This window comes from Mycobacterium kansasii ATCC 12478, from assembly GCF_000157895.3.
Lineage (GTDB): Bacteria > Actinomycetota > Actinomycetes > Mycobacteriales > Mycobacteriaceae > Mycobacterium > Mycobacterium kansasii.
The window spans coordinates 5,923,634-5,948,449 of the sequence record NC_022663.1 but is presented as its reverse complement, the minus strand read 5'-3'; the positions used below and the strand labels follow the sequence as shown (position 1 = coordinate 5,948,449).

Annotated in this window: 17 protein-coding genes; 13 read left to right on the top strand and 4 right to left on the bottom strand. The window is 66.4% G+C overall.

Annotated features, from left to right (window positions below; translation table 11 throughout):
* The first annotated feature begins 21 nt into the window (after positions 1-21).
* Together MKAN_RS25805 and MKAN_RS25800 are read left to right on the top strand one after the other, a co-directional pair.
* Positions 22-1,350, top strand: coding sequence for a putative toxin (locus tag MKAN_RS25805; protein WP_169733145.1), 1,329 nt, complete (start codon positions 22-24; stop codon positions 1,348-1,350).
* A 50-nt stretch (positions 1,351-1,400) separates the two neighbouring features.
* On the top strand, positions 1,401-1,982 hold the full coding sequence (locus tag MKAN_RS25800; RefSeq protein WP_133163590.1) for a hypothetical protein: 582 nt from the start codon (positions 1,401-1,403) through the stop codon (positions 1,980-1,982).
* A gap of 79 nt (positions 1,983-2,061) precedes the next feature.
* Here MKAN_RS25800 and otsB read toward each other — a convergent pair whose 3' ends face one another.
* Complete coding sequence (gene otsB / locus MKAN_RS25795; protein ID WP_023373285.1) at positions 2,062-5,775, bottom strand: trehalose-phosphatase; 3,714 nt, start codon at positions 5,773-5,775, stop codon at positions 2,062-2,064.
* Between the two features lie 178 nt (positions 5,776-5,953).
* Complete coding sequence (locus tag MKAN_RS25790) at positions 5,954-6,937, bottom strand: heme o synthase (protein WP_099318754.1); 984 nt, start codon at positions 6,935-6,937, stop codon at positions 5,954-5,956.
* Between the two features lie 293 nt (positions 6,938-7,230).
* On the opposite strand from MKAN_RS25790, the gene tkt reads away from it, so the two are divergent.
* The 7 genes from tkt (at position 7,231) to MKAN_RS25755 (ending at position 15,688) form a co-directional block, all read left to right on the top strand.
* Positions 7,231-9,321, top strand: coding sequence for a transketolase (gene tkt, locus MKAN_RS25785; RefSeq protein ID WP_023373281.1), 2,091 nt, complete (start codon positions 7,231-7,233; stop codon positions 9,319-9,321).
* A 14-nt stretch (positions 9,322-9,335) separates the two neighbouring features.
* Positions 9,336-10,454 (top strand): transaldolase, encoded by a 1,119-nt coding sequence (tal, locus tag MKAN_RS25780; RefSeq protein ID WP_023373279.1) that lies wholly within the window; start codon positions 9,336-9,338, stop codon positions 10,452-10,454.
* A complete protein-coding gene (gene zwf / locus MKAN_RS25775) occupies positions 10,451-12,001 on the top strand; it encodes a glucose-6-phosphate dehydrogenase (RefSeq protein WP_023373277.1) in 1,551 nt (516 codons plus the stop codon). The genes tal and zwf overlap by 4 nt, the downstream gene beginning before the upstream one ends.
* A 102-nt stretch (positions 12,002-12,103) precedes the next feature.
* Positions 12,104-13,015, top strand: coding sequence for a glucose-6-phosphate dehydrogenase assembly protein OpcA (gene opcA / locus MKAN_RS25770; RefSeq protein WP_023373275.1), 912 nt, complete (start codon positions 12,104-12,106; stop codon positions 13,013-13,015).
* Positions 13,012-13,752, top strand: a complete 741-nt coding sequence (gene pgl / locus MKAN_RS25765) for a 6-phosphogluconolactonase (protein ID WP_023373273.1) — start codon at positions 13,012-13,014, stop codon at positions 13,750-13,752. Before opcA ends, pgl begins: the two co-directional genes overlap by 4 nt.
* 49 nt (positions 13,753-13,801) lie before the next feature.
* The gene (locus tag MKAN_RS25760; RefSeq protein ID WP_023373271.1) at positions 13,802-14,200 is read left to right on the top strand and encodes a hypothetical protein; all 399 of its coding nucleotides are present in this window, start codon (positions 13,802-13,804) and stop codon (positions 14,198-14,200) included.
* A 135-nt stretch (positions 14,201-14,335) separates the two neighbouring features.
* Positions 14,336-15,688, top strand: coding sequence for a PE family protein (locus MKAN_RS25755; protein ID WP_036391476.1), 1,353 nt, complete (start codon positions 14,336-14,338; stop codon positions 15,686-15,688).
* 13 nt (positions 15,689-15,701) lie between these two features.
* On the opposite strand, the gene ppc is transcribed toward MKAN_RS25755, so the two are convergent.
* A complete protein-coding gene (ppc, locus tag MKAN_RS25750; protein ID WP_023373267.1) occupies positions 15,702-18,521 on the bottom strand; it encodes a phosphoenolpyruvate carboxylase in 2,820 nt (939 codons plus the stop codon).
* Between the two features lie 69 nt (positions 18,522-18,590).
* On the opposite strand from ppc, the gene secG reads away from it, so the two are divergent.
* From secG to MKAN_RS25730, 4 genes are all read left to right on the top strand, one after another.
* A complete protein-coding gene (gene secG, locus MKAN_RS25745) occupies positions 18,591-18,824 on the top strand; it encodes a preprotein translocase subunit SecG (RefSeq protein WP_036391473.1) in 234 nt (77 codons plus the stop codon).
* Between the two features lie 96 nt (positions 18,825-18,920).
* Positions 18,921-21,284, top strand: a complete 2,364-nt coding sequence (locus tag MKAN_RS25740) for a xanthine dehydrogenase family protein molybdopterin-binding subunit (RefSeq protein WP_023373263.1) — start codon at positions 18,921-18,923, stop codon at positions 21,282-21,284.
* Positions 21,271-21,777: a (2Fe-2S)-binding protein gene (locus tag MKAN_RS25735; RefSeq protein WP_023373261.1), complete on the top strand. Its 507-nt coding sequence runs from the start codon at positions 21,271-21,273 to the stop codon at positions 21,775-21,777. The genes MKAN_RS25740 and MKAN_RS25735 overlap by 14 nt, the downstream gene beginning before the upstream one ends.
* Positions 21,774-22,556, top strand: coding sequence for an FAD binding domain-containing protein (locus MKAN_RS25730; RefSeq protein ID WP_023373259.1), 783 nt, complete (start codon positions 21,774-21,776; stop codon positions 22,554-22,556). Before MKAN_RS25735 ends, MKAN_RS25730 begins: the two co-directional genes overlap by 4 nt.
* Before the next feature lie 13 nt (positions 22,557-22,569).
* Here MKAN_RS25730 and MKAN_RS32315 read toward each other — a convergent pair whose 3' ends face one another.
* Complete coding sequence (locus MKAN_RS32315; protein ID WP_023373257.1) at positions 22,570-24,276, bottom strand: FUSC family protein; 1,707 nt, start codon at positions 24,274-24,276, stop codon at positions 22,570-22,572.
* Between the last annotated feature and the right edge of the window lie 540 nt (positions 24,277-24,816).

Below are 24,816 nucleotides of genomic sequence, written 5' to 3'. Positions count from 1 at the left end.
ATCGATCCGCTAGCGCGGGAGGTGGGCGGGGCGGCCATGACTGACGTTGACCCGGAGTTGTTCTACGACGCGGCCGCGGCGTACAAGGAAAACAGCGACCACGCCGGCGCCGCGCTGCGCAAGCTGGCCGGGGTGGATGCCGCCGGAGCGGCCGGAACCCACGGGGTCGGCCCGCAATGGGCGAGTTCCTACGACGCCGCGGCCGAGGAGGCCGGCCAGGTCGCCTACCGGTTGGTCAACGTGTTCCACAATTTGGGCAGCCTGCTACGCCAAAACGGCATCAACCACGACCAAACCGAGGAAGCCTCGACCCTCAACCAGCGCGATGCCTATGGCGCGCCGATCACCCCGCCGGGTGAATCCGCCGGCACCTTCATCGACGCGGCGGTGGCTGTGAGTTCGGTGGCCGGTGGCGGCGATCCCGAACCGCCGCACTGGAATCTGGTCGCCGACCGCATCGTGGACGGCTGGCCCGACGGGCATCCCGATCATGCGCTGGCGGCCTCGGCGGCCTGGGAAACCTTCGGCCACGACCTCGTTCGCATCGACGATCAACCCGGCCCCGAAGAGCAACGGCTGATCGTCGATGTGGAGGCCGCCGAGATTGCGCCGCTGGTCGACCGGCTGGAGGAGGCGCGCGGTGTCAACACCGATATCGCCGGCGCTTGTGGCGATTTGTCGCGTGCGGCAAAGGATTACGGCAATAAGCTGAAGTCCGTCAAGGACGACATGGCCTTCGTCGTCAACCAGTTGCATTGGCTGATAATCATTTTGGATAGCTACCCGCCGGTGCCGCATCGACTGACCGGGCCGATCAAGGAGACCTTCATCGCCGCGGCCGTTACCCAAATCAACGGGCTCAACGCCGCGCTGCGCACCATCGCGACCGCGTCGATGACCGATTTGACGGCGGCAGGCAGCGCCATGGGCGCGGCATTGCCCGCGGTGAAGCGGCTGTTGGATCTGGTGCCGCGTCGGGTCAATCCGACACCGACGCATCGGGTTAACGACAACCGCCGCAAAGGCCGCCGCGCCGAGGACATCGCCGGCATCGACCAGTCAAAGAAGGTGCGGATCCCCGTCAGGAACCCGAAACCTGGCCGCCCCAGGTTCAGGATCCCTGATGAAATCGACGATGAAAATCACGTAGTGCGTGAGGTCAAAAATGTTAAGAAGCTCGACACCACCCAGCAGATCCGCGATATCGCAGAGTGGGCGCGCGACAACGGCTACAAGCTGGTCATCGTGGTGGACAAAGGCCGGACGGACGCCGGAAGCGTAGAACAAACATTGGAACGCGACTTTGAAGGACTGGATGTGGTAATCGACGACAGCAAGAACCTGTCATGAACCAGAAGTACGGCGACGACCCCGCAACCTGGCCGGAATACCGACGAGCGATGAAACACGAACTCAACGCCGCTGGCATCCCTGAAGACACCATCTTCCAACTTGTCAACTCCCGCTACGACTACCCTCAGGCAGTGCCGATCATGGTGGACTGGCTGCAGAACCTCGACGAACGCATCCCAGCCGAAGAAGATCGCCGCGCCTGGCGAGTCGCCTTGATCCGCAACCTGATCACCAAGAACGCCAAAGGCAACCGTGTTGCCGCCGACATCTTATTCCACCAATTCGATATCGACCCGCCGCTGAGCGGCTTGGAACTCGAAGTCACCGGGTTTGCCCTGGCTGAAGTCTGTGATGGCTCCGACTTCCCAAGGGTGGCCGCGTTGCTTCGCTCCGGCAAGGACTTCTCAACAAAGTTTGAGTTGGTGCGCTGGCTCGGCCGATTCAAGACCGAGGAGGCCAAGGAGCTAGTGGTTAGCCAACTCGCCGATCCGACAACTCGGGCTGACGCTATGGCGGCCCTGGTGCGCCAACGCGCCACCGGGGTGCGGGTGACCGTTGCGAGGTACCTCAACGACGAGGTCTGGCGCAAGGAAGCGCAAAAGACCCTCGACAAACTGCCCCCGGACTAGTCCTGTCCCCCGCCTCACCCGCGGCTCGCGCCGGTCGAGCATGCCCACGCCCGCAGCCACAACGCTCACCCAGCCGGCCCTAGGTGAATCGGACGACGCTGCCGGGTACCAGGAGTTCCACTCGTCCGCGGCATTCGATTTCCACCGGTGGCACATCACGCGGTTCGACACTGATCTCCGCGCCCTTGCCGCTGACCCTCAGGTGCAGGTGGTTGCCCCGGTAGTGAATCGGAAATCCCAGCGCACCAAGGTATTCCGGCCAGAGCGGGGACAGCACGATGCGATCGCCGCGGATCTCGAGACCGGTGAAACACCGTTGCACGAAATCGACACTGCCGGCCATGGCGGCCAGGTGTACGCCTTCCGAAGTGGTGCCACCCTGGATGTCGGCGATATCGGACTTGAGCACTTGCTGGAAGAACTCCAGCGCCCGATCCCGATTGGCCCGGGCCAGCACCCAGCCATGGACGACCGCACTCAGCGTCGACCCATGTGAAGTACGCGCCAGGTAATAATCGACCATCTCCGGAATCCGGCGCGGATCCAAGTGGTAGTCGAGCCGGTCCAACAGCTCCCGCAATTCGTCGGCCGACAGCAGGTAGAGCAGCATCAGCACGTCGGCCTGCTTGGACGCCCGGTATCGGTTGACGTCGTCGTCCTCGGCTTCGAGGATGCGGTCGAGCCGCTGAATATTACGGTATCGCCGCCGGTAAGCGTCCCAATCCAGTTCCAATAATTGCTCGTATCCCTCGAACTGGCTGATCACGCCATCGTGGAACGGGACGAACATGCGCCGGCTGACGTGGTCCCAATGGGCGAGCTCCTCGTCGGTCAAGCCCAGCTCTTCGCACAGGTCCAGCCGGTTCGGCAGCGGCATCAGCTGCAGCGCGTCGATCGCCCGCAGGATCACCCAGACCGCCATCACGTTGGTGTAGGCGTTATTGTCCACGCCGTCGTACGGCCGGTCCGGATAGCCGGAGTGGAATTCGTCGGGCCCGATGACTCCGTTGATGGTGTAGCGGTCGCGGTCCCGGTCGTAGGTGGCCCGGCTCACCCAGAACCGCGCGATCTCGGCCATCATCTCGGTGCCGTAGTCGATCATGTACGCCAAATCACCGGTGACCTGGTAGAAGTTCCATACGTTGTAGGCGACGGCGATACCGATGTGGTGCGCGCGGTGGCTGGCATCGGGTCGCCACCGCCCGGATCGCGGATTCAAGTGCTGCTCCGGGCTTTCCTCTCGCCCGTCGCTCCCGGACTGCCATGGGTACATTGCGCCGCGGTAACCGGCCAGCTTGGCCGCGCCCCGCGCCTCCACCAAGCGCCGATGCCGGTACCGGAGCAGCGACCGCGTGACCGTGGGAACTCGCAGGTTCAGCACCGGAAAGATGAACAGCTCGTCCCAGAAGATATGGCCGCGGTATGCCTCGCCATGCAGCCCGCGGGCCGGGACTCCGACATCGAGTTCCTCGCTGTTGTAGGACACCGTCTGCAGTAGATGCAGCAGATGCAGCCGCAAGACTCGCAATTCTTCGGTGTGGTTGCTGAATTCGATCGACACCCGCTCCCACAAATGTGCCCAGGCGAGCCGATGGGCAGCACAGGTCTCGGCGAACCGTCCTTGGCGGGCGAGCCTGCGCTCGGCTCCGGTCGACGGGTGTGACGTGGCAACGTCACGCCCGGTCACCAGGGTGACGATCTTCTCCACGGTCAGCGGCTGACCCGGTTTCAGGTCGGCGAAAATTTGGTGGCCGATTTCGAATTCTTCGTCGAGCAGTCGATATGTCGCGGGCGCCGGCGCATCGCCGTGCCACACGCTGGTCCGCGCGGCCAGCGCGACCGGGATTTTCGACTGGGTGGTCTCGACGGACATCAGCACCGAATTCTCTGACAGTGCAACCTTTTCCAGTCCCTGTAGGTGGTTGCTGGCCAAGTCCCGGTAACGCTCCACCCCGGAGTTGCGGACGTCGCCGTCCAGGGTTGACCGGATCTCGATTGTCCCTTCCCAGTCCTGGGCCACGACGGTGGTTTGCAGCGCCGCCACGTGCACCTGGTTCATCGCCACGAACCGGTGCTGCGTGATCGAGGTGGTACGGCCCGCGTCGTCGCGGTAGGTCAGCTCCCGAGTGAGCACCGCGCCGCGCAGGTCGAGCGTCTGGCGGTAAGACAGCAACGTCACCGCGTCGAGGTCCAACCAGTCACCGTCGCCGATGCGGAAGGTCAACGGAAGCCAGTTGGGCAGATTCACCAGGCTCTCGTGCGCAGTCCGGGTACCCGCGACCAGATCATCGAGCCGGTTGTACACACCGGCGGCATAGGTTCCCGGGTAATGGACTTGGCCGGCCTTGGATTCGGGAGCAGCCCCTCGAGTGGCGAAGTAGCCGTTGCCCACCGTGCACAGCGCTTCACGCAGCTTTTCGTTGGGCGGGTCATAACCTTCCCAGGTGAAAGTCCAACCGCGAGCGCGGGTCTCCCGGTCATAGGCCAGCCACCTGGCGCCGCGCCGAACGAAGTCACGAGCTTCCGTGGGGCTGGTCAGCGTGAAGCTGGCGGCGGTGGGGCGGTCACCGTCGCGGTCGTGGCGGACCACGACCCCGATACCGCTGAACCGCACCGCATCGAAGGCGTCCTCGTCGGTGAGGTCGCCACCGATGTAGATCGGCAGCACCCGGCCCGGTTGCGGCCCCGATTCGACCCCCGATTCGATGACGTGATCGCGGATCCAGGCAAGTGCGGTGCCCTTGTCCCAGTCGACATCCGGGCGCAGTTCGACAACCCCGCGGCCGGTAATCAGCCGAAGGCCGTGTCGTCGGCTCTGCCGGTGCGCTGCCGCGATCACGTCGGGCACCTGCTCATGCGCGACCTTGCCATAGTGCACGCGGACCCCGAACCGGGTGTGTTCAACGTGCGCGCCCGATGTCGGGCCCAGTTCCTCTTGAAGTGTGGTTGCTGCGCTTGCCATTACGGGGACCGCGGCGGCCGCCGCGTCATGCTGATACCGGGTGCCGTCGGGTGCCATCAGGTCAAATCCGTGGCTGCCGGCATACCAGATGCCCGGCAGCCCAACCCGGTTGCGAATATCCGCCAGATCCCGGCCGGACAACATCGCGACCGGGCACTGCATCGACAAATCCGCCAGCGCCTCGGCCGCGCCGTCGACCAGCGTGGCGAGGTCGGGGTCCGGCACGATCTCCGACAGCGTGCTGTCGTAATTCACACAGACGAACGGCTGCCGGCCGGAGACCATCCCGATCACCTGACCATAGGAATCCAGCGCGTTGGGGCGCCGCGACATGCATTCGTCGCCGGTGCGGACCATGACGTCGGAGAGATCGGCGACGACGACGTCGGCGCCGCAGTGCAGTAGTTCGTCGGGATGCCCCTCCTGGTCGAGACCGACGACGTAGGCGAAGCCGCACTCACGGGCCGCCGCCACCCCGCCGCTATCACCCGCGACCACCGCCGACCGCTCCGCGGCCACTCCCAGTTTGCCGGCGGCCGCTAACAGGCCGATGCAGTAGCGCTTGGTGGGGAGTTCCGGTGCCCCCGCGGGGGCTCGCTCGACCCGGGCGGTGAACGGTTCGGCGATCCCCGTCGCCTCCAGGACTCGGATGCTGTGGCCGGCCGGCGAGTAGAGGGCGGTGACCAAACCGGCCTGGCGGAGCCTATGGGCAAGCGCGAGGGTCGACTCCATCACCGAGTTGTCGGGCTCGGGTCGCGTCGACACGGCAGGAGTGTCGAGAACGAAGATCACCCCGTCGTGCCGACGCGGATCGATCGTGAACGACTTCATCGCGGGGATCCCCCTAGGCCCGGGTACTCAACGTCCAATGGTCGCGCGCGTTTGCAACGGCGAGAACCCTTTCCGGGCCATCCGAGCATTTCGGCAGCCGATTAGTGACAAAGGTCCCGTCGAGCTGAGGCAGCTCGGCCATGGCGGCACGCCGCTCGGAACTACGGCCGCTTGAAAACTAGAGCAGGGTAGGCAGGCCCAACGCCGAGTCGACCGCCAATGCGCAGAAGACCAACGCCAGATAGTTGTTCGACTGCAGGAACAAGCGCAGCGGCTTGACCGGCTCACCGGCGCGGACACCCGCGTCCAACTGATGTGCCATCGCCAGGAACCACGCACCCGCCACCACGGCCACCGCGGCGTACAGCCACCCGGTCGCCGGCGTCAGCGCCAGCGTCGCCAACACGGTCAGCCAGGTGTAGATCAAGATCTGCCTGGTGACCTGACGTTCGGTCGCAACCGCGGGCAGCATGGGCACGCCGGCCTCTTGGTAGTCCTCCTTGTAGCGCATCGCCAGGGCCCAGGTATGCGGCGGCGTCCAGAAGAAGACGATCGCGAACATCGCCAGCGCCGGCCACGCCAGGGTGCCGGTGACCGCCGACCAGCCGATCATCACCGGCATGCAGCCGGCCGCCCCGCCCCACACCACGTTCTGGGAGGTGCGGCGCTTGAGCAGCAACGTGTAGACGAACACGTAGAACGCCACCGTCGCCAACGCCAGCAGCCCCGACAGCAAGTTCGTCGTCCACCACAGCCAGAGAACGGAGACCACCGTCAGCGCCAAACCGAAGGCCAGCGCGCTTCTGGTCGGCACCGCGGCACGTGCGAGCGGCCGGCGCGCCGTCCGCTTCATCACCTTGTCGATGTCGGCGTCGGCCACACAGTTGAGGGTGTTCGCGCCGCCGGCGGCCATCATCCCGCCGATCAGCGTGTTGAGAATGACCAGCGGATGGACGCTGCCGCGATCGGCAAGCAGCATCGCCGGAATGGCGGTGACCAGCAGCAGCTCGATGACCCGCGGCTTGGTCAACGCCAGGTAGGCCAACGCTGTTGCGAGCGCGCGGCTCTTCTTCGACGTCGCGGTGCCTGGCGCGTAGTGGCGCCTGGCCATGCCAGGTATGCCAGGTATGCGGCCCGTCGCGACGCGGCCACGATCGCTCACGAAATAACTCCTCGGGGAACGGCCGCGCACAGCTTCTACTACGCACGATGGTAGACGGCGTCGCCGCGGCAGCAGTGCCGCAGGGTCGATTCACAGCAATTTTTCCGGCCTTGCGGCACTGATTGCACAGCGTACGCAGCCGACAGGCTATTTTCACAGTGCTGTTGGACGCTTTGCGACAGGCCGCGATGGTTACTCCAACTTGGGGCCTGCAACCGCCGGCCATCCCGCACTAGGGTGGGATTGATCAGTTTGATGACCCTGGACTGCGGACTGAACTGAGGACTGAATCTGTGACCACACTCGAAGAGATCTCGACGCTTACGCAACCGCGCCACCCCGACGACTGGACCGAGATCGATTCGGCTGCGGTCGACACCATCCGGGTGCTTGCCGCGGACGCTGTCCAAAAGGTCGGCAACGGTCACCCCGGAACAGCCATGAGTCTGGCTCCGCTGGCCTACACCCTATTTCAGCGCACGATGGTTCACGATCCGAGCGACACCACCTGGCTGGGCCGCGACCGATTCGTGTTGTCGTGCGGGCACAGCAGCCTGACGCTCTACATCCAGCTCTACCTCGGCGGCTTCGGCCTCGAACTATCCGACATCGAGTCGCTGCGCACCTGGGGTTCCAAGACTCCCGGACACCCGGAATTCCGGCACACCCGAGGTGTGGAGATCACCACCGGCCCGCTGGGTCAGGGGCTGGCGTCGGCGGTCGGGATGGCCATGGCGTCGCGGTACGAACGTGGTCTGTTCGACCCGGACGCCGAGCCGGGCACCAGCCCCTTCGACCACCACATCTACGTGATCGCCTCCGACGGGGACATCGAGGAAGGGGTGACGTCCGAAGCGTCGTCTCTGGCCGCCGTTCAGCAGCTGGGCAACCTGATCGTGTTCTACGACCACAACCAGATCTCGATCGAGGACGACACCAACATCGCGCTGTGCGAGGACACCGCCGCCCGCTACCGCGCCTACGGCTGGCACGTGCAGGAGGTGGAGGGCGGCGAAAACGTCGTCGGGATCGAAGAGGCCATCGCCAACGCGAAGGCCGTCACCGACCGGCCATCGTTCATCTCGCTGCGGACCATCATCGGCTACCCGGCGCCGAATCTGATGAACACCGGTAAGGCGCACGGCGCGGCCCTCGGCGACGACGAGGTGGCCGCCGTCAAGAAGGTGTTGGGATTCGACCCCGACAAGACATTCGAGGTTCGCGAGGACGTCCTCACCCACACCCGGGGTCTGGTGGCTCGTGGCAAAGAAGCCCACGACCGCTGGCAGGTCGAGTTCGACGCCTGGGCACAACGCGAACCGGAACGCAAGGCGCTCCTGGATAGGTTGACCGCCGAGCAGTTGCCCGACGGCTGGGACGACGACCTGCCGCATTGGGAACCCGGGTCCAAAGCGCTGGCCACCCGAGCGGCCTCCGGCGAGGTGCTTTCTGCCCTGGGACCGAAGCTGCCGGAGTTGTGGGGTGGGTCCGCGGACCTGGCGGGCAGCAACAACACCACCATGAAGGGTGCGGATTCCTTTGGCCCGCCGTCGATTTCGACCAAGGATTACACCGCGCACTGGTATGGCCGAACCCTGCACTTCGGGGTCCGCGAACATGCGATGGGCGCCATCCTGTCCGGCATCGTGCTGCACGGCCCCACCCGCGCCTATGGCGGCACGTTCTTACAGTTCTCCGATTACATGCGCCCGGCGGTGCGGCTGGCTGCTCTGATGGATATCGACACCATCTACGTCTGGACGCACGACTCGATCGGGCTGGGCGAGGATGGGCCGACCCACCAGCCGATCGAGCACCTTGCGGCGCTGCGGGCGATTCCCCAGCTCTCGGTGGTACGCCCGGGCGACGCCAACGAGACCGCATATGCCTGGCGCACGATACTGGCCCGCGGCAACGGCAGCGGTCCGGTCGGGTTGATTTTGACCCGGCAGGGCCTACCGATACTCGAGGGCACCAGCGCCGAGGGTGTCGCCCGTGGCGGGTATGTGCTCGGCGACGACAGCGATGACGAGCCTGACGTGGTGATAATCGCTACCGGCTCGGAGCTGCAGCTCGCGGTCGAGGCGCAGAAGTTGTTGGCGGACAAGGACATCATCGCGCGAGTGGTGTCGATGCCCTGCGTGGAGTGGTTCGAGTCCCAGCCACCGGACTACCGCGACAGCGTGTTGCCGCCGTCGGTCTCGGCCAGGGTCGCCGTCGAGGCCGGTGTCGCGCAGTGCTGGCACAAACTGGTCGGGGATACCGGCGAGATCATCTCGATCGAGCACTACGGCGAATCCGCCGACTACAAGACGTTGTTCCGGGAATTCGGCTTTACCGCGCAAGCGGTTGCCGCCGCCGCGGAACGAGCACTCGACAACTGAGAAAGGGCGTTTCCATGAGTCAGAACCCCAACCTCGCCGCGCTCAGCGCCGTGGGCGTATCCGTGTGGCTGGACGACCTGTCCCGCGACCGACTGAATTCGGGCAATCTGCAGGAGCTGATCGACACCAAGTGTGTCGTCGGCGTGACCACTAATCCGTCGATCTTCCAGAAGGCGCTGGCCGAAGGCGATGCCTACAACGGCCAGATCGCCGAGCTGGCCGAGCGCGGAGCTGACGTGGACGCCACGGTGCGCACCGCCACCACCGACGACGTGCGCCGGGCTTGCGACGTGTTCGCTCCGGTGTGGGAGGCTTCCGACGGACTGGACGGCCGGGTGTCGATCGAGGTCGACCCGCGGCTTGCGCACGACACCGACAAGACGATCCAGCAGGCTGTCGAGCTGTGGAAGATCGTCGACCGGCCAAACCTGTTCATCAAGATTCCGGCCACGAAGGCCGGCCTGCCCGCCATCACCGCGGTTCTGGCCGAAGGCATTTCGGTCAACGTCACGTTGATCTTCTCCGTCGAACGCTACCGTGAGGTCGTGGACGCCTACCTGGCCGGAATCGAGAAGGCACGAGAAGCCGGCCAGGACCTATCCAAGATCCACTCGGTGGCATCGTTTTTCGTGTCCAGGGTGGACACCGAAATCGACAAACGGCTGGAAAAGCTCGGATCGCAGGACGCAGTGGCATTGCGCGGGCAGGCCGGGGTGGCCAACGCCCGCCTCGCCTATGCCGCCTACCAGGAAGTCTTCGGGGGCGGAGATCGTTTCCGAGCCCTCAAGACCCACGGCGCCCGCGTACAACGCCCCCTGTGGGCTTCGACCGGCGTCAAGAACCCCGACTACGCCGACACTCTCTATGTCACCGAGTTGGCGGCCCCCGACACAGTGAACACCATGCCGGAACCGACGCTGGACGCCGTCGCCGATCATGGCGTGATCAAAGGAGATACCGTCAGCGGCACCGCATCCGACGCGCAGCAGGTATTCGACAAACTTCAGGCGGCCGGCGTCGACCTTGACGATGTGTTCGTCGTACTGGAGGACGAAGGCGTGGCGAAGTTCGAGGCGGCGTGGACCGAGCTGCTCAAAGAGACTCAGGCGCAGCTCGACTCCGTAACCAAATGAGCGCAGCTCGCAACTCCGCCGCCACGCAGTGGCACAACCCGCTGCGCGACAAGCTGGACAAGCGGCTGCCCAGAATCGCGGGTTCGTGCGGCATGGTGATTTTCGGCGTCACCGGCGACCTGGCCCGCAAGAAGGTGATGCCGGCCATCTACGACCTGGCCAACCGGGGGCTGCTACCGCCCACGTTCGCCCTGGTGGGATTCGCCCGCAGAGACTGGGACACTCAAGATTTCGGCCAGGTGGTCTACCAGGCGGTCAAAGAACACTGCCGGACCCCGTTCCGGCAGGAGAACTGGGATCGGCTGGCCGAGGGGTTTCGTTTCGTACCAGGCTCTTTCGATGACGAGCAGGCGTTCGCACGGCTCGCCGAGACGCTGGACAAACTCGACGCCGAGCGTGGCACCGGCGGCAATCACGCCTTCTACCTGGCCATCCCGCCCAAGGCATTCCCGGTGGTCTCCGAGCAGCTGCACAAGTCGGGACTGGCCCGTCCGCAGAGCGGCCGCTGGAGCCGGGTCGTCATCGAGAAACCGTTCGGCCATGACCTGGACAGTGCCCGTGAGCTGAACCGGGCGGTCAACGCGGTCTTTCCGGAGGAGTCGGTCTTCCGCATCGACCACTACCTGGGCAAAGAGACGGTGCAGAACATTCTGGCGCTGCGGTTCGCCAATCAATTCTGGGATCCGATCTGGAATGCGCACTATGTCGACCATGTGCAGATCACCATGGCCGAAGACATCGGCCTGGGCGGTCGGGCCGGCTACTACGACGGTATCGGTGCGGCCCGTGACGTCATCCAGAACCACCTGATGCAGCTGCTGGCATTGACCGCGATGGAAGAGCCGGTCAGCTTCAAACCGTCTGCGTTGCAGGCGGAAAAAATCAAGGTGCTCTCGGCAACTCGGCTTGCCGAGCCGCTCGACGAGACCAGCAGCCGTGGGCAATACACGGCCGGCTGGCAGGGCGGGGAAAAAGTGGTGGGTCTGCTCGACGAGGAAGGTTTCGCCGAGGACTCCACCACCGAGACGTTCGCCGCGATCACTCTGGAGGTCGACACCCGCCGCTGGGCCGGTGTGCCCTTCTATCTACGCACCGGAAAGCGGCTGGGCCGCAGGGTGACTGAGATCGCGCTGGTCTTCAAGCGGGCGCCGCATCTACCGTTCGACGCCACCATGACCGACGAGCTCGGAGCCAACGCCTTGGTCATCCGGGTGCAACCGGATGAAGGGATGACCCTGCGGTTCGGATCCAAGGTCCCGGGCAGTGCGATGGAAGTCCGCGACGTCAACATGGACTTCTCCTACGGCTCGGCGTTCGCCGAAGACTCGCCGGAAGCCTACGAGCGGCTCATCCTCGACGTACTCCTCGGCGAACCGTCGCTGTTTCCCGTCAATGCGGAGGTCGAGTTGGCTTGGGAAATACTGGATCCCGTCCTGGATTACTGGGCGGCGCACGGCAAACCCGACCCCTACGAGGCCGGCACGTGGGGCCCGGATTCGGCCTTCCAGATGCTGCACCGCACCGGCCGGGAGTGGCGGCGCCCGTGATCCGCGCCGGCGACGATGCACTGCGAAGCGATGAAAAGGAGCGGCGCACATGATCCGCGCCGGCGACGATGCACTGCGAAGCAGTGAGAAGGAGCGGCGCACATGATCGTCGATCTGCCCGAAACCACCACCACCGCAGTCAATAAGAAGCTCGACGAGCTACGCGCAAGGATCGGCGCTGTCACGATGGGCCGGGTCCTGACGCTGATCATCGCCCCGGACAGTGAGGCGATGTTCGAAGAATCCATCGAAGCCGCCAACTCCGCCAGCCATGAACATCCCAGCCGGATCATCGTGGTGATGCGAGGTGACCCGTACGCCGAGAAACCGCGCCTGGACGCCCAACTGCGGGTGGGCGCCGACGCCGGCGCCGGGGAGGTCGTGGTGCTGCGACTGTCCGGCCCCCTCTCCGGCCACGCCCACAGCGTCGTGATCCCTTTCCTGCTGCCCGACATCCCGGTAGTGGTCTGGTGGCCCGACATCGCTCCGGCGGTACCTGCCCAGGATCCCTTGGGCAAGTTGGCGATTCGCCGCATCATGGACGCCACCAATGGCGTCGACCCGCTGTCGGCGATCAAGAGCCGGCTACCCGGATACACCGCCGGCGACACCGATTTGGCCTGGAGCCGCATCACCTATTGGCGGGCATTGCTGACCTCTGCCGTCGACCAGCCGCCCCACGAACCGATCGAGTCGGCGCTCGTCTCGGGCTTGAAGACCGAGCCGGCGCTCGACATCCTGGCTGGCTGGCTGGCCAGCCGGATCGACGGTCCGGTCCGCCGTGCGGTCGGCAAACTCCAAGTCGAGCTGGTGCGCAAGAGCGAGACCATCGTGTTGAGCCGACCGCAGGAAGGAACGACCGCCACCCTGAGCCGAACGGCCAGGCCCGATGCCCGGCTTCCGTTGGCGCGCAGGGTAACCGGGGAATGCCTGGCCGAAGATCTGCGCCGGCTGGACCCCGATGAAATCTACTTTGCGGCATTGGAAGGCATCAAGAAGGTGCAGTACGTATGAACCTTGACGTCCAAACCTTTCCTGATAGCGAGAATCTGGTCGAGGCGGCCGGCCAGCGACTGATCCAGGCCATCGACAACGCCGTGGCGGCCAGGGGGCAGGCACTGATCGTGCTGACCGGCGGCGGCAACGGCATCGCGTTGCTGCGCTATCTCGGTGCGTCCGGGCCGCGGATCGACTGGTCGAAGATTCATCTGTTCTGGGGCGACGAGCGCTACGTCTCCGAGGAGGACGACGAGCGCAACGACAAGCAGGCGCGTGCGGCGTTGCTCGATCACGTCGACATCCCACCGGGCCAGGTGCACCCGATGGCCGCCAGTGACGGTGAGTTCGGCACCGACCTGGACGCCGCGGCACTGGCCTACGAACAGGTGCTGGCGGCCAATGCCGCACTGGGTGAGCGGGCACCGAATTTCGACGTCCACCTGTTGGGAATGGGGCCCGAAGGCCACGTCAACTCGTTGTTCCCGCACACTGCGGCCGTGCGTGAGACTACCCGTCTGGTGGTTCCCGTCGAAGACTCGCCCAAACCCCCGCCCCAACGAATCACCTTGACGCTACCGGCGATACAGCGCTCCCGCGAAGTGTGGCTGATCGTTTCCGGCCGGGCCAAGGCCGAGGCCGTGGCAGCTGCCATCGGCGGCGCGGACCCGGTTGCGGTGCCGGCGGCCGGGGCGGTCGGGCGGGAGAGCACACTGTGGCTGCTCGACGAGGAGGCCGCGGCCAAGCTCGGCTGACAACGCGGTCCGCAGACTCCGAGCCGTGTCGCCTTCAAATGGCGCGATAATGACCATCATGGCAGACAGAAGCGTGCGCAGCGGGCCGGAGCGCAGCCGGATCAAGACCCTCACCCAGGCGGCGCTGAACGCCGACAAGACGGTGGAGCAGGTCGAGGACGTCCTCGAAGGACTGGACAAGACGATGAAGGAGCTGAACAGTTCACTGACGGCTCTCAACACTACGGTGGAGCGGCTGGAGGGTGGCCTGGACCACCTGGAGGGCACATTATCCAGCCTGGACGATCTGGCCAAGCGGCTCATCGTGCTGGTCGAGCCGATCGAAGCCATCGTCGACCGGATCGACTACATCGTGAGCCTGGGCGAGACCGTGATGTCGCCGCTGTCGGTCACCGAGCACGCTGTCCGCGGCGTGTTGGACCGCCTACGCAACCGCGCGGTGCGTTAACCGCGTGCGCGGCGGAAGCCCGCCGTCAATTCGCGTTGGGCGTGCCCGATACACCCCTACCAGCATTTCTTAGTGCTTTTTTTGCATATGTTCATATTTGTCTCCTACTACCGAAGACCGATTTACACTGCGGCGATGGCAGGTGTACTCGTAGCCCCGGAAATCTTGACCGCAACGGCAGCGGATTTGGCGGGGATCGGTTCGACACTTGAAGCGGCCAATAGGGCCGCAGCGGCCTCGACATCGCGCGTGCTCGCCGCCGGTGCCGATGAGGTCTCCGAAGCCATTGCCGACCTGCTCTCTGGCTATGCCCGCCAGTACCAGGCGCTGAGCACCAGCATGGCGGGATTTCATCAACAATTCGTGCAGACCTTAGCCTCCGGTGGAGGCTCCTACGCGGCCGCCGAGACCACCAACGCAGCCCCGCTGCAGACCCTCGAGCAGCAGGTGCTCGCCGTAATCAACGCGCCCACCCAGACCCTGCTGGGGCGCCCGCTGATCGGCACCGGCGCAGACGGAGCGCCCGGCCGAAACGGCGGCGACGGTGGTTTGCTGTGGGGCGACGGCGGAAACGGTGGGGCCGGGACGGCGGACCACCCTACCGGCGGCAATGGCGGCAACGCCGGGCTGATCGGCAACGGCGGGAACGGCGGCGCGGGCTACAGCCCGGCTGGCGTGACCGGAGCGGCCGGCGGGGCCGGCGGTGTGGGTGGTCGCGGTGGCTGGTTGTTCGGCAACGGCGGTGCCGGCGGCAACGGCGGCGCCGGCGCTAGCGGGATTTCCGGCCCACCTCACGCCACCGCCGGTCCTGGGGGTGACGGCGGTAACGGTGGTGCCGGCGGTGCTGCCGGGCTGTGGGGCACCGGCGGTGCCGGCGGGACCGGCGGGCAAGCCGGAACCGGCGGACGGGGCTTCGTCGGGCCCGTCAACGGTGACGGCGGCAATGGCGGCGACGGCGGAAATGGCGGCCTGGGCGGGGCCGGCGGCTGGCTCTACGGGGACGGCGGCGCCGGTGGCAACGGCGGAATGGGCGGGAACGGCGGGCCTGGTGGCTTTTCTGTCGTCACTGGTCAGCCGGGCGACAGCGGCAACGGCGGCAATGGCGGCACTGGTGCTGGCGGTGGGCCCGGCGGCTGGCTCTATGGCAACGGCGGAACAGGCGGAGCCGGCGGCAACGGCGGCGCCGGTGGCCTGCCTGTCCGCACTGGCGCGGGCGGCGACGGCGGTATCGGCGGCGACGGCGCTACGGGCGGGCGTGGCGGATTCCTGACCGGCAACGGCGGATCGGGCGGAGCCGGCGGCAGCGGCGGCCACGGCAACGGTGATGGCACCGACGGCGCCGGCGGTGACGGCGGCGACGGCGGCGACGCCGTGTTCATCGGGAACGGCGGTAACGGCGGGCCCGGCGGCGCGGGCGAGCCCGACGGAAACGGCGGCGCAGGCGGCGCCGGCGGGCAACTATTCGGCGGATCCGGGAGCCCCGGATAACGGCCTAGCCCGGTTAGCCGCTATTACGTAACGCGCTGGCCAGCCCGTTCATCGTCAGCAGGATGCCGCGCTGCACCAATTCGTCGTCTTCGCCCGAGCGGTAGCGACGCAATAACTCCACCTGAAGGTGATTCAGCGGCTCCAGGTACGGGAAGCGGTTGAACACCGAACGCGCCAGGGCCGGGTTGTCGACGAGCAGATCGTCGTGGCCGGTGATGCGCTTGTACATGGTGATGGTGCGGTGATGTTCGTCGGCAATCTTGTCGAAGACCCGGCGCCGCAATGATTCGTCGGCCACGAGTTCGGCGTAGTGGGCGGCCAGGCCTAGATCGCTTTTGGCCAGCACCTGCGCCATGTTGGACAGCACGCTGCGAAAAAACGGCCACCGCTGGTAGAGATCGTGCAGAACGTCCAGCTTGTCGGCCTCGCCTTCCGGGCCCGCTGCGATCCATCGCTCGAACGCTGTGCCGGCGCCGTACCATCCGGGAAGCATCACCCGTGACTGGCTCCACGCCAGCACCCATGGAATGGCGCGCAGGTCCGCGATCGACGACGTGGGCTTGCGGGACGTCGGGCGACTACCGATGTTCAGTGACCCGATTTCGCTGACCGGTGTGGACGCCATGAAATATTCGACGAAACCCGGTGTTTCGTGGACCAATTCGGCATACGCACGCTGCGACAGTGCGGCGACCTCCTCGAGCACCGCGTAAGCCGGCGCCGCCGTGTCACCGAGACCCTCGACATCCAGCAGCGTCGATTCCAGGGTTGCGGCCAACAGGCTCTCCAGGTTGCGACGCGCCATCTGCGGCTCGGCGTACTTGGCGGCAATCACCTCGCCCTGCTCGGTAAGGCGCAACGAGCCGCTCACCGCGCCCGGCGGCTGCGCCAAGATTGCTTGATAACTCGGGCCGCCGCCGCGGCCGACCGTGCCGCCGCGACCGTGGAAGAGCCGCAATCGAATTCCCGACTTGCGAGCCGTTTCGACCAGGGCCAGCTCAGCGCGGTACACCGCCCAGTTGGCGGCCAGGTACCCGCCGTCCTTGTTGGAGTCGGAGTAGCCGAGCATCACCTCCTGCATGTCACCTCGGGCTTTGACCAGCCCGCGATACAGCGGAAGGTCCAGCGTTGCTTGCAGAATCGTCGCGCCGTTGCGCAGGTCGTCGATCGTCTCGAACAGTGGCGAGATGCCCACCGGGCAGTACGGTTGCGGTCCCGAGGCGTCCAGCAGGCCGGCCTCTTTCAGCAGGATCGCCGCCTCCAACATGTCCGACACCGACCGGCACATGGAAATGACGTAATTGGGCACCGCCTCGGCACCGTAGGTCCGGACCGCGCGGGCGGCGGCCGCGACGATGTCAAGCTCGCCACGCGCCTGATCGGATATCTGCGCCCGGCCGCCGATCAGCGGTCGCCGGGTGCTGAGCTCGCCGACCAGCAGCGCGACCCGCTCGTCTTCGGGCAGCGAACCGTAGTCCGGATGCACCCCGGCCCATGCCAGCAGCTCGCCGACGACTTCCTCGTGTACGTCGGAATTTTGCCGCAGGTCCAGGCCGCACAGGTGAAAACCGAAGACGTGCACGGCTTCTCGCAACAAGGCCAGCCGGTCGTCGGCCAACAGCGCGCTGCCGTGGGTGCGCAGCGATGCATCGATGACGTCGAGGTCGGCCCGCAGCTCGCCCGGCGTGGCGTACGGCGGCAATCCCAGGTCCAGCTGGTGTTGCGGTTGCTGGTCCAGGATCTCGGCGCCGGTGGCGCTGAGCCGGGCACGGATCACCCGCAGCGCCCGCCGGTACGGTTCGTCGTCGCGAGCATTGTCGCGGCAGCCGCCGGCCAGCGCGGTCAACTCAGTTGTGACGGTGAGCAGCCGCGACGACATCGACAGCTCCTGCTCGAGCTGGTCGAGCTCGGCCAGGTAGTGCGACAGCGCGGTGTAGGCGGCGCTGCCGGTGGCCAGCCGCACCACCTCGGCGGTCACGTTGGGGTTGCCGTCACGGTCGCCGCCGATCCAGGATCCCGGTTTCAGAATGGGCTCCGACAACAGCTCGGCGTCGGGCCACCGGTCGCGCAATGCCCCCCGCACCTCGGCGTTGACCTGCGGGACGACCTTGAAGAACGCCGACCGGTATAGCCGCAGCCCGACGGCGATCTCGTCGCTGATCTGCAGTCGCGACAGCCGGATCAGCGCGGTCTGCCACAAGGTCAGAACCTGGCGACGCAACTCCAATTCGATGCTGCGGCCGTCGTCGGTCTCGCTGTGGCCCTCGGCATGGAGCCGCATCAACTCGGTGATCCGGTGCTGGGTGATGAAGATGGTGCGCCGGCGGATCTCGGTCGGATGGGCGGTGATGACCGGGGAAACCAGCGCGCCCTTCAATGCGTCGGCGACGGTTACCGAATCCAGCTCGGCTGCTTCTAGTTTCAGGTACGTGGCGGCCAGGCTGCTGTCTTGCGGCGGCTCCCCGGCGGCGATGTGCCCGGCGCGGCGGCGTTCCCGGTGGATGTCTTCGGCGACGTTGGCCAGCAACGCGAAATGGCTGAATGCCCGAATGACCGGAAGCGCCCGGTGAATGTCGATGCCGTCGAACATGCGCGCCATCTCGGTTCGGTCGATCTCGGAACGGCGCACCCGGAAGGCTTCCACCCGTGCTCGCTCGACGAGTTCGAAGATTTCGTCGCCGTTCTGCTCGCGAACGGTGTCGCCCAGGATGGAGCCCAACAACCTGATGTCAGCGCGCATCGGCTCGGTCGCCTCGCGCCCCAGCCGGGTCCGATGGACATCGCCGATCGGTTCCAGCGCGGCATCGGATACCAGGTCGGCAGCGTTACCCATGTGTCCCAGTATCGACGACCGGCCCGCCCGGCGCCCGCTATCTGCCGGCCATTCGGTAGGCTGCCGGTCATGGAGTTGGCCCTGCAGATCACCTTGGTGATCACCAGCGTGCTGGTGGTGTTGCTGGTGCTGCTGCACCGCGCGAAAGGTGGCGGCCTGTCGACCCTGTTCGGCGGCGGGGTGCAGTCCAGCCTGTCCGGGTCGACCGTTGTCGAGAAGAACCTGGACCGGTTGACGCTGTTCATCACCGGGATCTGGGTGGTGTGCATCGTCGGCGTGGGTTTGTTGATCAAGTACCGCTGACGCGCCCGCGCAGCCCAGCGCCACGACGGGTCGTCATGGTAGCTTTCGCCCTTGTGTTCGTCCCCATCCTCGTAGCGCGCGCCGCCGTCTGAGCTGGTGCGGTTCACCCATCCGTCGGGGCATGGGCCCGGCCACGACGTTGCCGCCGGGGTCCCGGGCCCGCTGGCCCGGTCGGAACACGACCTGGTTCGCGGGACCGGCAAGTACGTCGATGCCCTGCGGTTCGACGGCGAGGCGCACGGTTGCCTGGTGCGCTCACCGCTGCCGCACGCCCGCATTCGGCGCATCGACAGCTCGCGGGCGGCGAGCGCGCCGGGAGTTCTGACCGTCCTCACGGGCCACGACATCGCGGCCACGATCCGTCCGCTGGGCTGCGTGATCGGTTTGCGCTCCGATGACGGCACACCTCGTGTCGATGCCGACCGCGCCGTATTGGCCGTGGACCGGGTGCGCCACGTCGGTGACGGTGTCGCCTTCGTCGTCGCCGAAACCGCAAACCAGGCCGCCACCGCCGCCGCCTTGGTCGACGTCGGCTATGAGCCGCTGCCCTACCGATCCGACGCCGACTCACCCGAGCTGGAGGTGCCCATCTGGGCCGATGCACCCGACGACGTGTGCTTCACCTGGCGATTCGGCGACGCACCGGCGTGCCGGGCCCTGTTCGCTTCGGCCCATCACGTGGTGCGAATCACGCTGGCGTCACCGCGGCTTGTTCCCTACCCCATCGAACCGCGCGCGGCCGTCGGTATTTACGACGAACAGACCGATGCCATGACGTTGCTGGCCAATACCCAAGGGGTGCATTTCGTCCGCAACGTGCTGGCCCGGGCCTTCGACCGGGACCCGCGGCGGCTGCGGGTGCTGACGCCCGCCGTTGGTGGCGGGTTCGGCGCAAAGATCTACGCCTATCCGGAGCACGCCCTGGTGCTGGAGAGCGCCCGCCGGCTGCGGCGACCGGTCCGCTGGACGGCCACCCGTTCGGAGTCCTTCCTGTCCGATACCCAAGGCCGCGGGCACATCACCGACGCGGCGATCGCCCTGGACAAGGACGGCCGCTTTCTGGCGTTGTCGGTCCGGCCTACCGTCGACTTGGGCGCCTACCTGTCGCAGCTCGCGCCGCTGACCGCGACCGGGGTCGGCGCGCCAGTACAGGCCGGCGCCTACCGCTTCCAAGCCGTCGAAATCAACGTACGAGCCATGTTCACCAACAACGTGCCGGTCGACGCTTTTCGCGGAGCGGGCCGCCCGGAGGCGAACTACGTGCTGGAACGACTGATCGACCGGGCCGCCCGCGAGCTGGGTTTCGATCCGGCCCTGCTGCGAGCCCGCAATCTGCCCGCCACTCAGACCCGGCCCCTGACCGCGGCCACCGGGCTGGTCATCGACGGCGGCCGCTTTCTGGACAATCAGATTCGGTGTCTGGACGTGGCCGACCGTGCCGGGTTCGAAGCGCGACGGCGAGAATCGGCGGCGCGTGGACGCTTGCGCGGATTCGGTTTTGCCAACTATCTCGAAGCCAACGGCGGCCTGCAGGTCGCCGAGGCCATGAGCGCCGGCGCCTTTCCCGTCGAGTGCGCCACCCTGACGTTTTCCGGTGACGGCTGCCTGGACATCGTCGTCGGAACTCAATCAAGCGGACAGGACCATGCCGTTCCGCTTCAGCGGCTGGCTGCCGAGCGGCTCGGTATGGATCCGCGGCACATCACCGTGCGCGAGGGCGACAGTTCGGTGGCGCCGCTGGGGGCGGGTACCGGCGGATCCAAGTCGCTGCTGACCTCGACCGCTGCACTGGACCAGGCTTTGTCCGACGCGGTGCAGCGCGGCAAGCAGGTACTCGCGGACAAGTGGGGCGTGGATGCCGAAGCGGTGAGCTTTGCCGACGGCAGGTTTCTTGCCGATGCCGGTGCGGGCGAATGGTTTTCGTCCTCGATCGGCGAGGTGGCCACGCACTGGCCGGGAGCATTGGACGGTCAGTCCGAGGTCAGCTTGCGCAACGGCAGCTTCGCCAACGGCTGCCATGCCTGCGAACTTGAGATCGACCCGGAAACCGGTTGCGTCACGGTGCTGCGCTACGTCGCGGTCGACGATTTCGGCCGGGTGATCAACGAAGGCGCGGTGCGTGGCCAGGTACAGGGCGCAGTGGCGCACGGTATCGCCCAGGCGCTCCTGGAGCGTGCACCCGGCTGCGAGGAACTGATGCGCATCGCCGCCGGCGGCGCCGCGGCGTACACTCCCCCGACTGCATGCGAGATACCCGACGTCGAATGGGTCGACAATGGTCTGCCGTCGACGACCAATGTGTTGGGGGCCAAGGGATGTGGCGAATCCGGTACCGCAGCAGCTCCCCCCGCTGTGATGAACGCCGTCGCCGATGCGCTCCGGGACTATCCGGCTGCGGCCGGCATCCAGATGCCCGCCCGCCCCGCTGTCATCTGGAAGGCCATCCATGAAGAACGTTGAGCCCGCTGGCACGGTCAGGTTCACGGTCAACGGTGCTCCTGCCGAAGTGAACGTGGCCGCACACGAGCGTCTGGTCGACGTGCTGCGTGGTCCGCTCGAACTCACCGGTGCCGCAATCGGATGTGATACGGCCGTGTGCGGCGCTTGTACCGTGCTGCTGGACGGCCGCACGGTGAAGTCCTGCACCGTTCTTGCGGTGCAGGCCGCGGACACCGACGTCGTCACCGTCGAAGGATTGGCCACGCCGGATTCCCTACACGTGCTGCAGGCAGCATTCCTCCGCCACGGCGCCGTGCAATGCGGCTACTGCACCGCTGGCATGCTGGTGGCCGCAGTCGACCTGCTGACCCGCTACGGCGCGTCACTGGATGAGGCCATCATCCGCGACGGCATCTGCGGAAACCTGTGCCGCTGCACCGGATACCGCAGCATTGTCTCCGCTATCGCCGAGGCCGCCGCGGAGATGGCCGCCGACGACGGGTCGGCGCGTTGAGCACCCGCGGCTATCACCGTCCCACCACCGTCGGTGAGGCAGTCCGGATGCTCAGCTCCGTCGGCGCCGTGGTGCTGGCGGGCGGACAAACCCTGGTTCCGGCGTTGACCAGGACACCAGGCAGGTCGGTGACGCTGGTGGACCTCGGCGCGGTCGCGGGGTTGCGCGACATCATCGCCGGTGGCGCCGAGGTCCGTATCGGCGCAATGGCGACCCATACCCAGGTTGCTACCGATGCCCTTGTCCGGCAAGCAATTCCATCACTGGCGCTGCTGGCTTCCCAAATCGCAGATCCGCAGGTGCGCAACCGTGCGACCATCGGCGGGTCACTGGCATACAACGATCCGGCCGGCGACTACCCGGCTGCCTGCGTCGGATTGGGCGCCACGGTGATCACCGACCGGCGCCGCATCCCGGCCGAAGAATTTTTCACCGGCGCTTTCAGCACCGCTTTGGCGGAATCGGAAGTCATTGTCTCACTGGCCTTTCCGAAGCCCCCAGAACTGCTACGGGCGGCGTATGTGCGGCTGCCCGATCGGGCCGCTCGCAGTGCGTTGGTCGGGGTGACGGTGGCCGAGACGCAATCCGCATTCCGGGTCGCGATCAGCGGTCTGGCATCGGGTCCGACACGGTGGCCCGATGCCGAAGCGGCGCTGGCAAAGCGACCGCATCCCGACGCGTTGCGAGACATCGCGGGCCCGCCAGCTGGTACCGACCCTTATCGGGCGCACGTGGCACGGACCCTGACCATTCGGGCGGTGCGGTCGTTGACCACATGACCTCGCGATCGACCTATCGCAGAGCGAGTGCGCTCTGATCAAGGCGGGCCAGTCGATGCGCTACGTCGTCGATCAGCGTGGCCGCATCATATCCGCCGTCGACCGCCACACTGATCGCCGTGATCGCGTCCACTACGTCCTCCAATTCCATGGCGGCCGGGATGGCCTGTGCCGCAAGTGCACTGACCGGTGGTGGTTCCAGCACGGCGGCCTCCGCGCCGGCACGCACCTGGTGGGCCAGCCGATACGCCTCATCGCGGGTCGGTTGCCAGCGGCGGCGCCGACCGGCCGGCTTGACCGCCTCGGTGAGATAACGGCGGGCCGCCGCCAGCGCCGACGAGAACCGGGCGGATCCGGGTAACCGCCTGGCCCCCGGCCACAGCAGATAACCGAACACCACGGCGACCGCGGCACCGATCAGAGTGTCTACCAGTCGGATGGCGGGTGCGTTCGGATCGGCCTGACCGATCGACTGCGACAACAGCGCCGCGCTGGTGATTCCGACGACGCTGAGGCCATACAGCTTCGGCGCCGAGAGTACGACGAAGCCCAGCGCCAGCGCAGTCGCCGCCACCACCGGCAAGCCACAGGGCCACACCGCCAGAAAAGCCGTCGTCAGCAACGCGCCGATCAACGTGCCGAAGATCCGGTTTACCGTGCGCACGAACACCGACGCGTACTCCGGCCGCACGATGACCGCTGTAGTCAAGGGCAGCCAGAACGAGTGGGTGCGTTCATGCATCGCGACGGTGATGCCGGTCGCGACCGCCAGGCATAGCCCAATCCGCACCCCGTTGGCGACGGTGTCGCGCGAGCAGGCCGCTCGAACCGATGCCCACGACCGGCCGGTCGCCGGCACCGCCGCGCCCGGGCGCACCGGGGCGGGGCGCAGCGCATCAGCCAGCGCCAGCAGCCCCGGGTCGTCGCGCTCCGGCAGTATCACCGAGACCGGATCGCCGGCCCGAACCTGCTTGCCGGCCTGACGAATCGCCTCGATCACCGGGTCCGGCACCGGTGTGCCACGCGCATACAAGGCGGCGGCCGCCAGCGCCACCAAATCGGCTTGCCGGTGCTCCCGAGTGGAACGCGCAATGGCCGATGCGGCCGCCAGCCGCGCCCGCGCCGCACCGGCGTCCTCGGCGCCAATGGCTGCACACAAGTCCGCGGCCGCGTCGAACACCCCCGCCACGGCGCGACGTTCCTGTGCACCGCGCTGGAATACCCAGGCCGCCAATAACGCCACGGTGGCCACCGCGCTGCCGGCCAGATACCACAGCACCTGCTGCCACCACGGCAGCGATGACCCGCCGAACTGACCGAACGCTACTCCGACCGTCAACATCATCCCGAATGCCGTTGCACTGGCGCCGATCCCACCGACCAATCCGGAAATAGTGCCGGCGATCGCCGCCATCAGCACCAGCCCGGCAGCCGAATCCGGTGCCAGCGCACCGGCGCCGATACCGAGCGCTCCCCCACATGCCTGGGCCATCATCGCGCGCCAGCGGGCACGATAGGACCCGGTAGCCAGGAATCCGACCGCGCATGCCGCCCCAAGGAAGGCCACTCCCGCGACTTGGAGATCTCCGACGAGCACTCCGACTCCGCCGATCGACGCCGCGGTGGCCATCGCCCACACCGCCGGCCCGACAACCCAGGGCGCCTTGGCCGGCCGCAGTGCCGCGATAACGCTGCGTCCAAGCGCCGCAATATGATTCATCAGCGGACCGCGCTAAGGCCGTCACGGCGGCAGGGCGTGGATTCGCGGCCCACAACGATCCTTACCTGGCTGTTGATGATTCTTGCCATTCTTGCCATTCTTGCCTCAGCAAGTATGCAGCCACCCCGCCGTCACCGGAGCCGTCAACGGATCTGTTGCGGGATCGACCGTCACGCTGGCCTATCCGACAACGCATCGTCACAATCGAAATGGAAAGCACGATAGAGAATCCGCCGCTTAGGATTTCGATAACGGGCCTTCAATGCATTATGTGCCGCTGCAATCTCCCCGAGACACAAATTGCTCCCGATGATGTCGGGGGCCATGCTGCGCCGGGCGTCGCGAAGCGGGAATAAATCGAATGCAGTGTCAGTTCCCGCGCCCGGCCTGTCATCCCGGGTCTGGTGTACACAATCTCTACATCCATGTTTTCAATCCGCACATCGCACCCTGATGTCAAGAATTTGTGCAGCGCACCGGCAGTAATCACCGCCTCGACAGAGTAGGTGATTACCAAAAGCGGCTCGTCAACGGGAATTC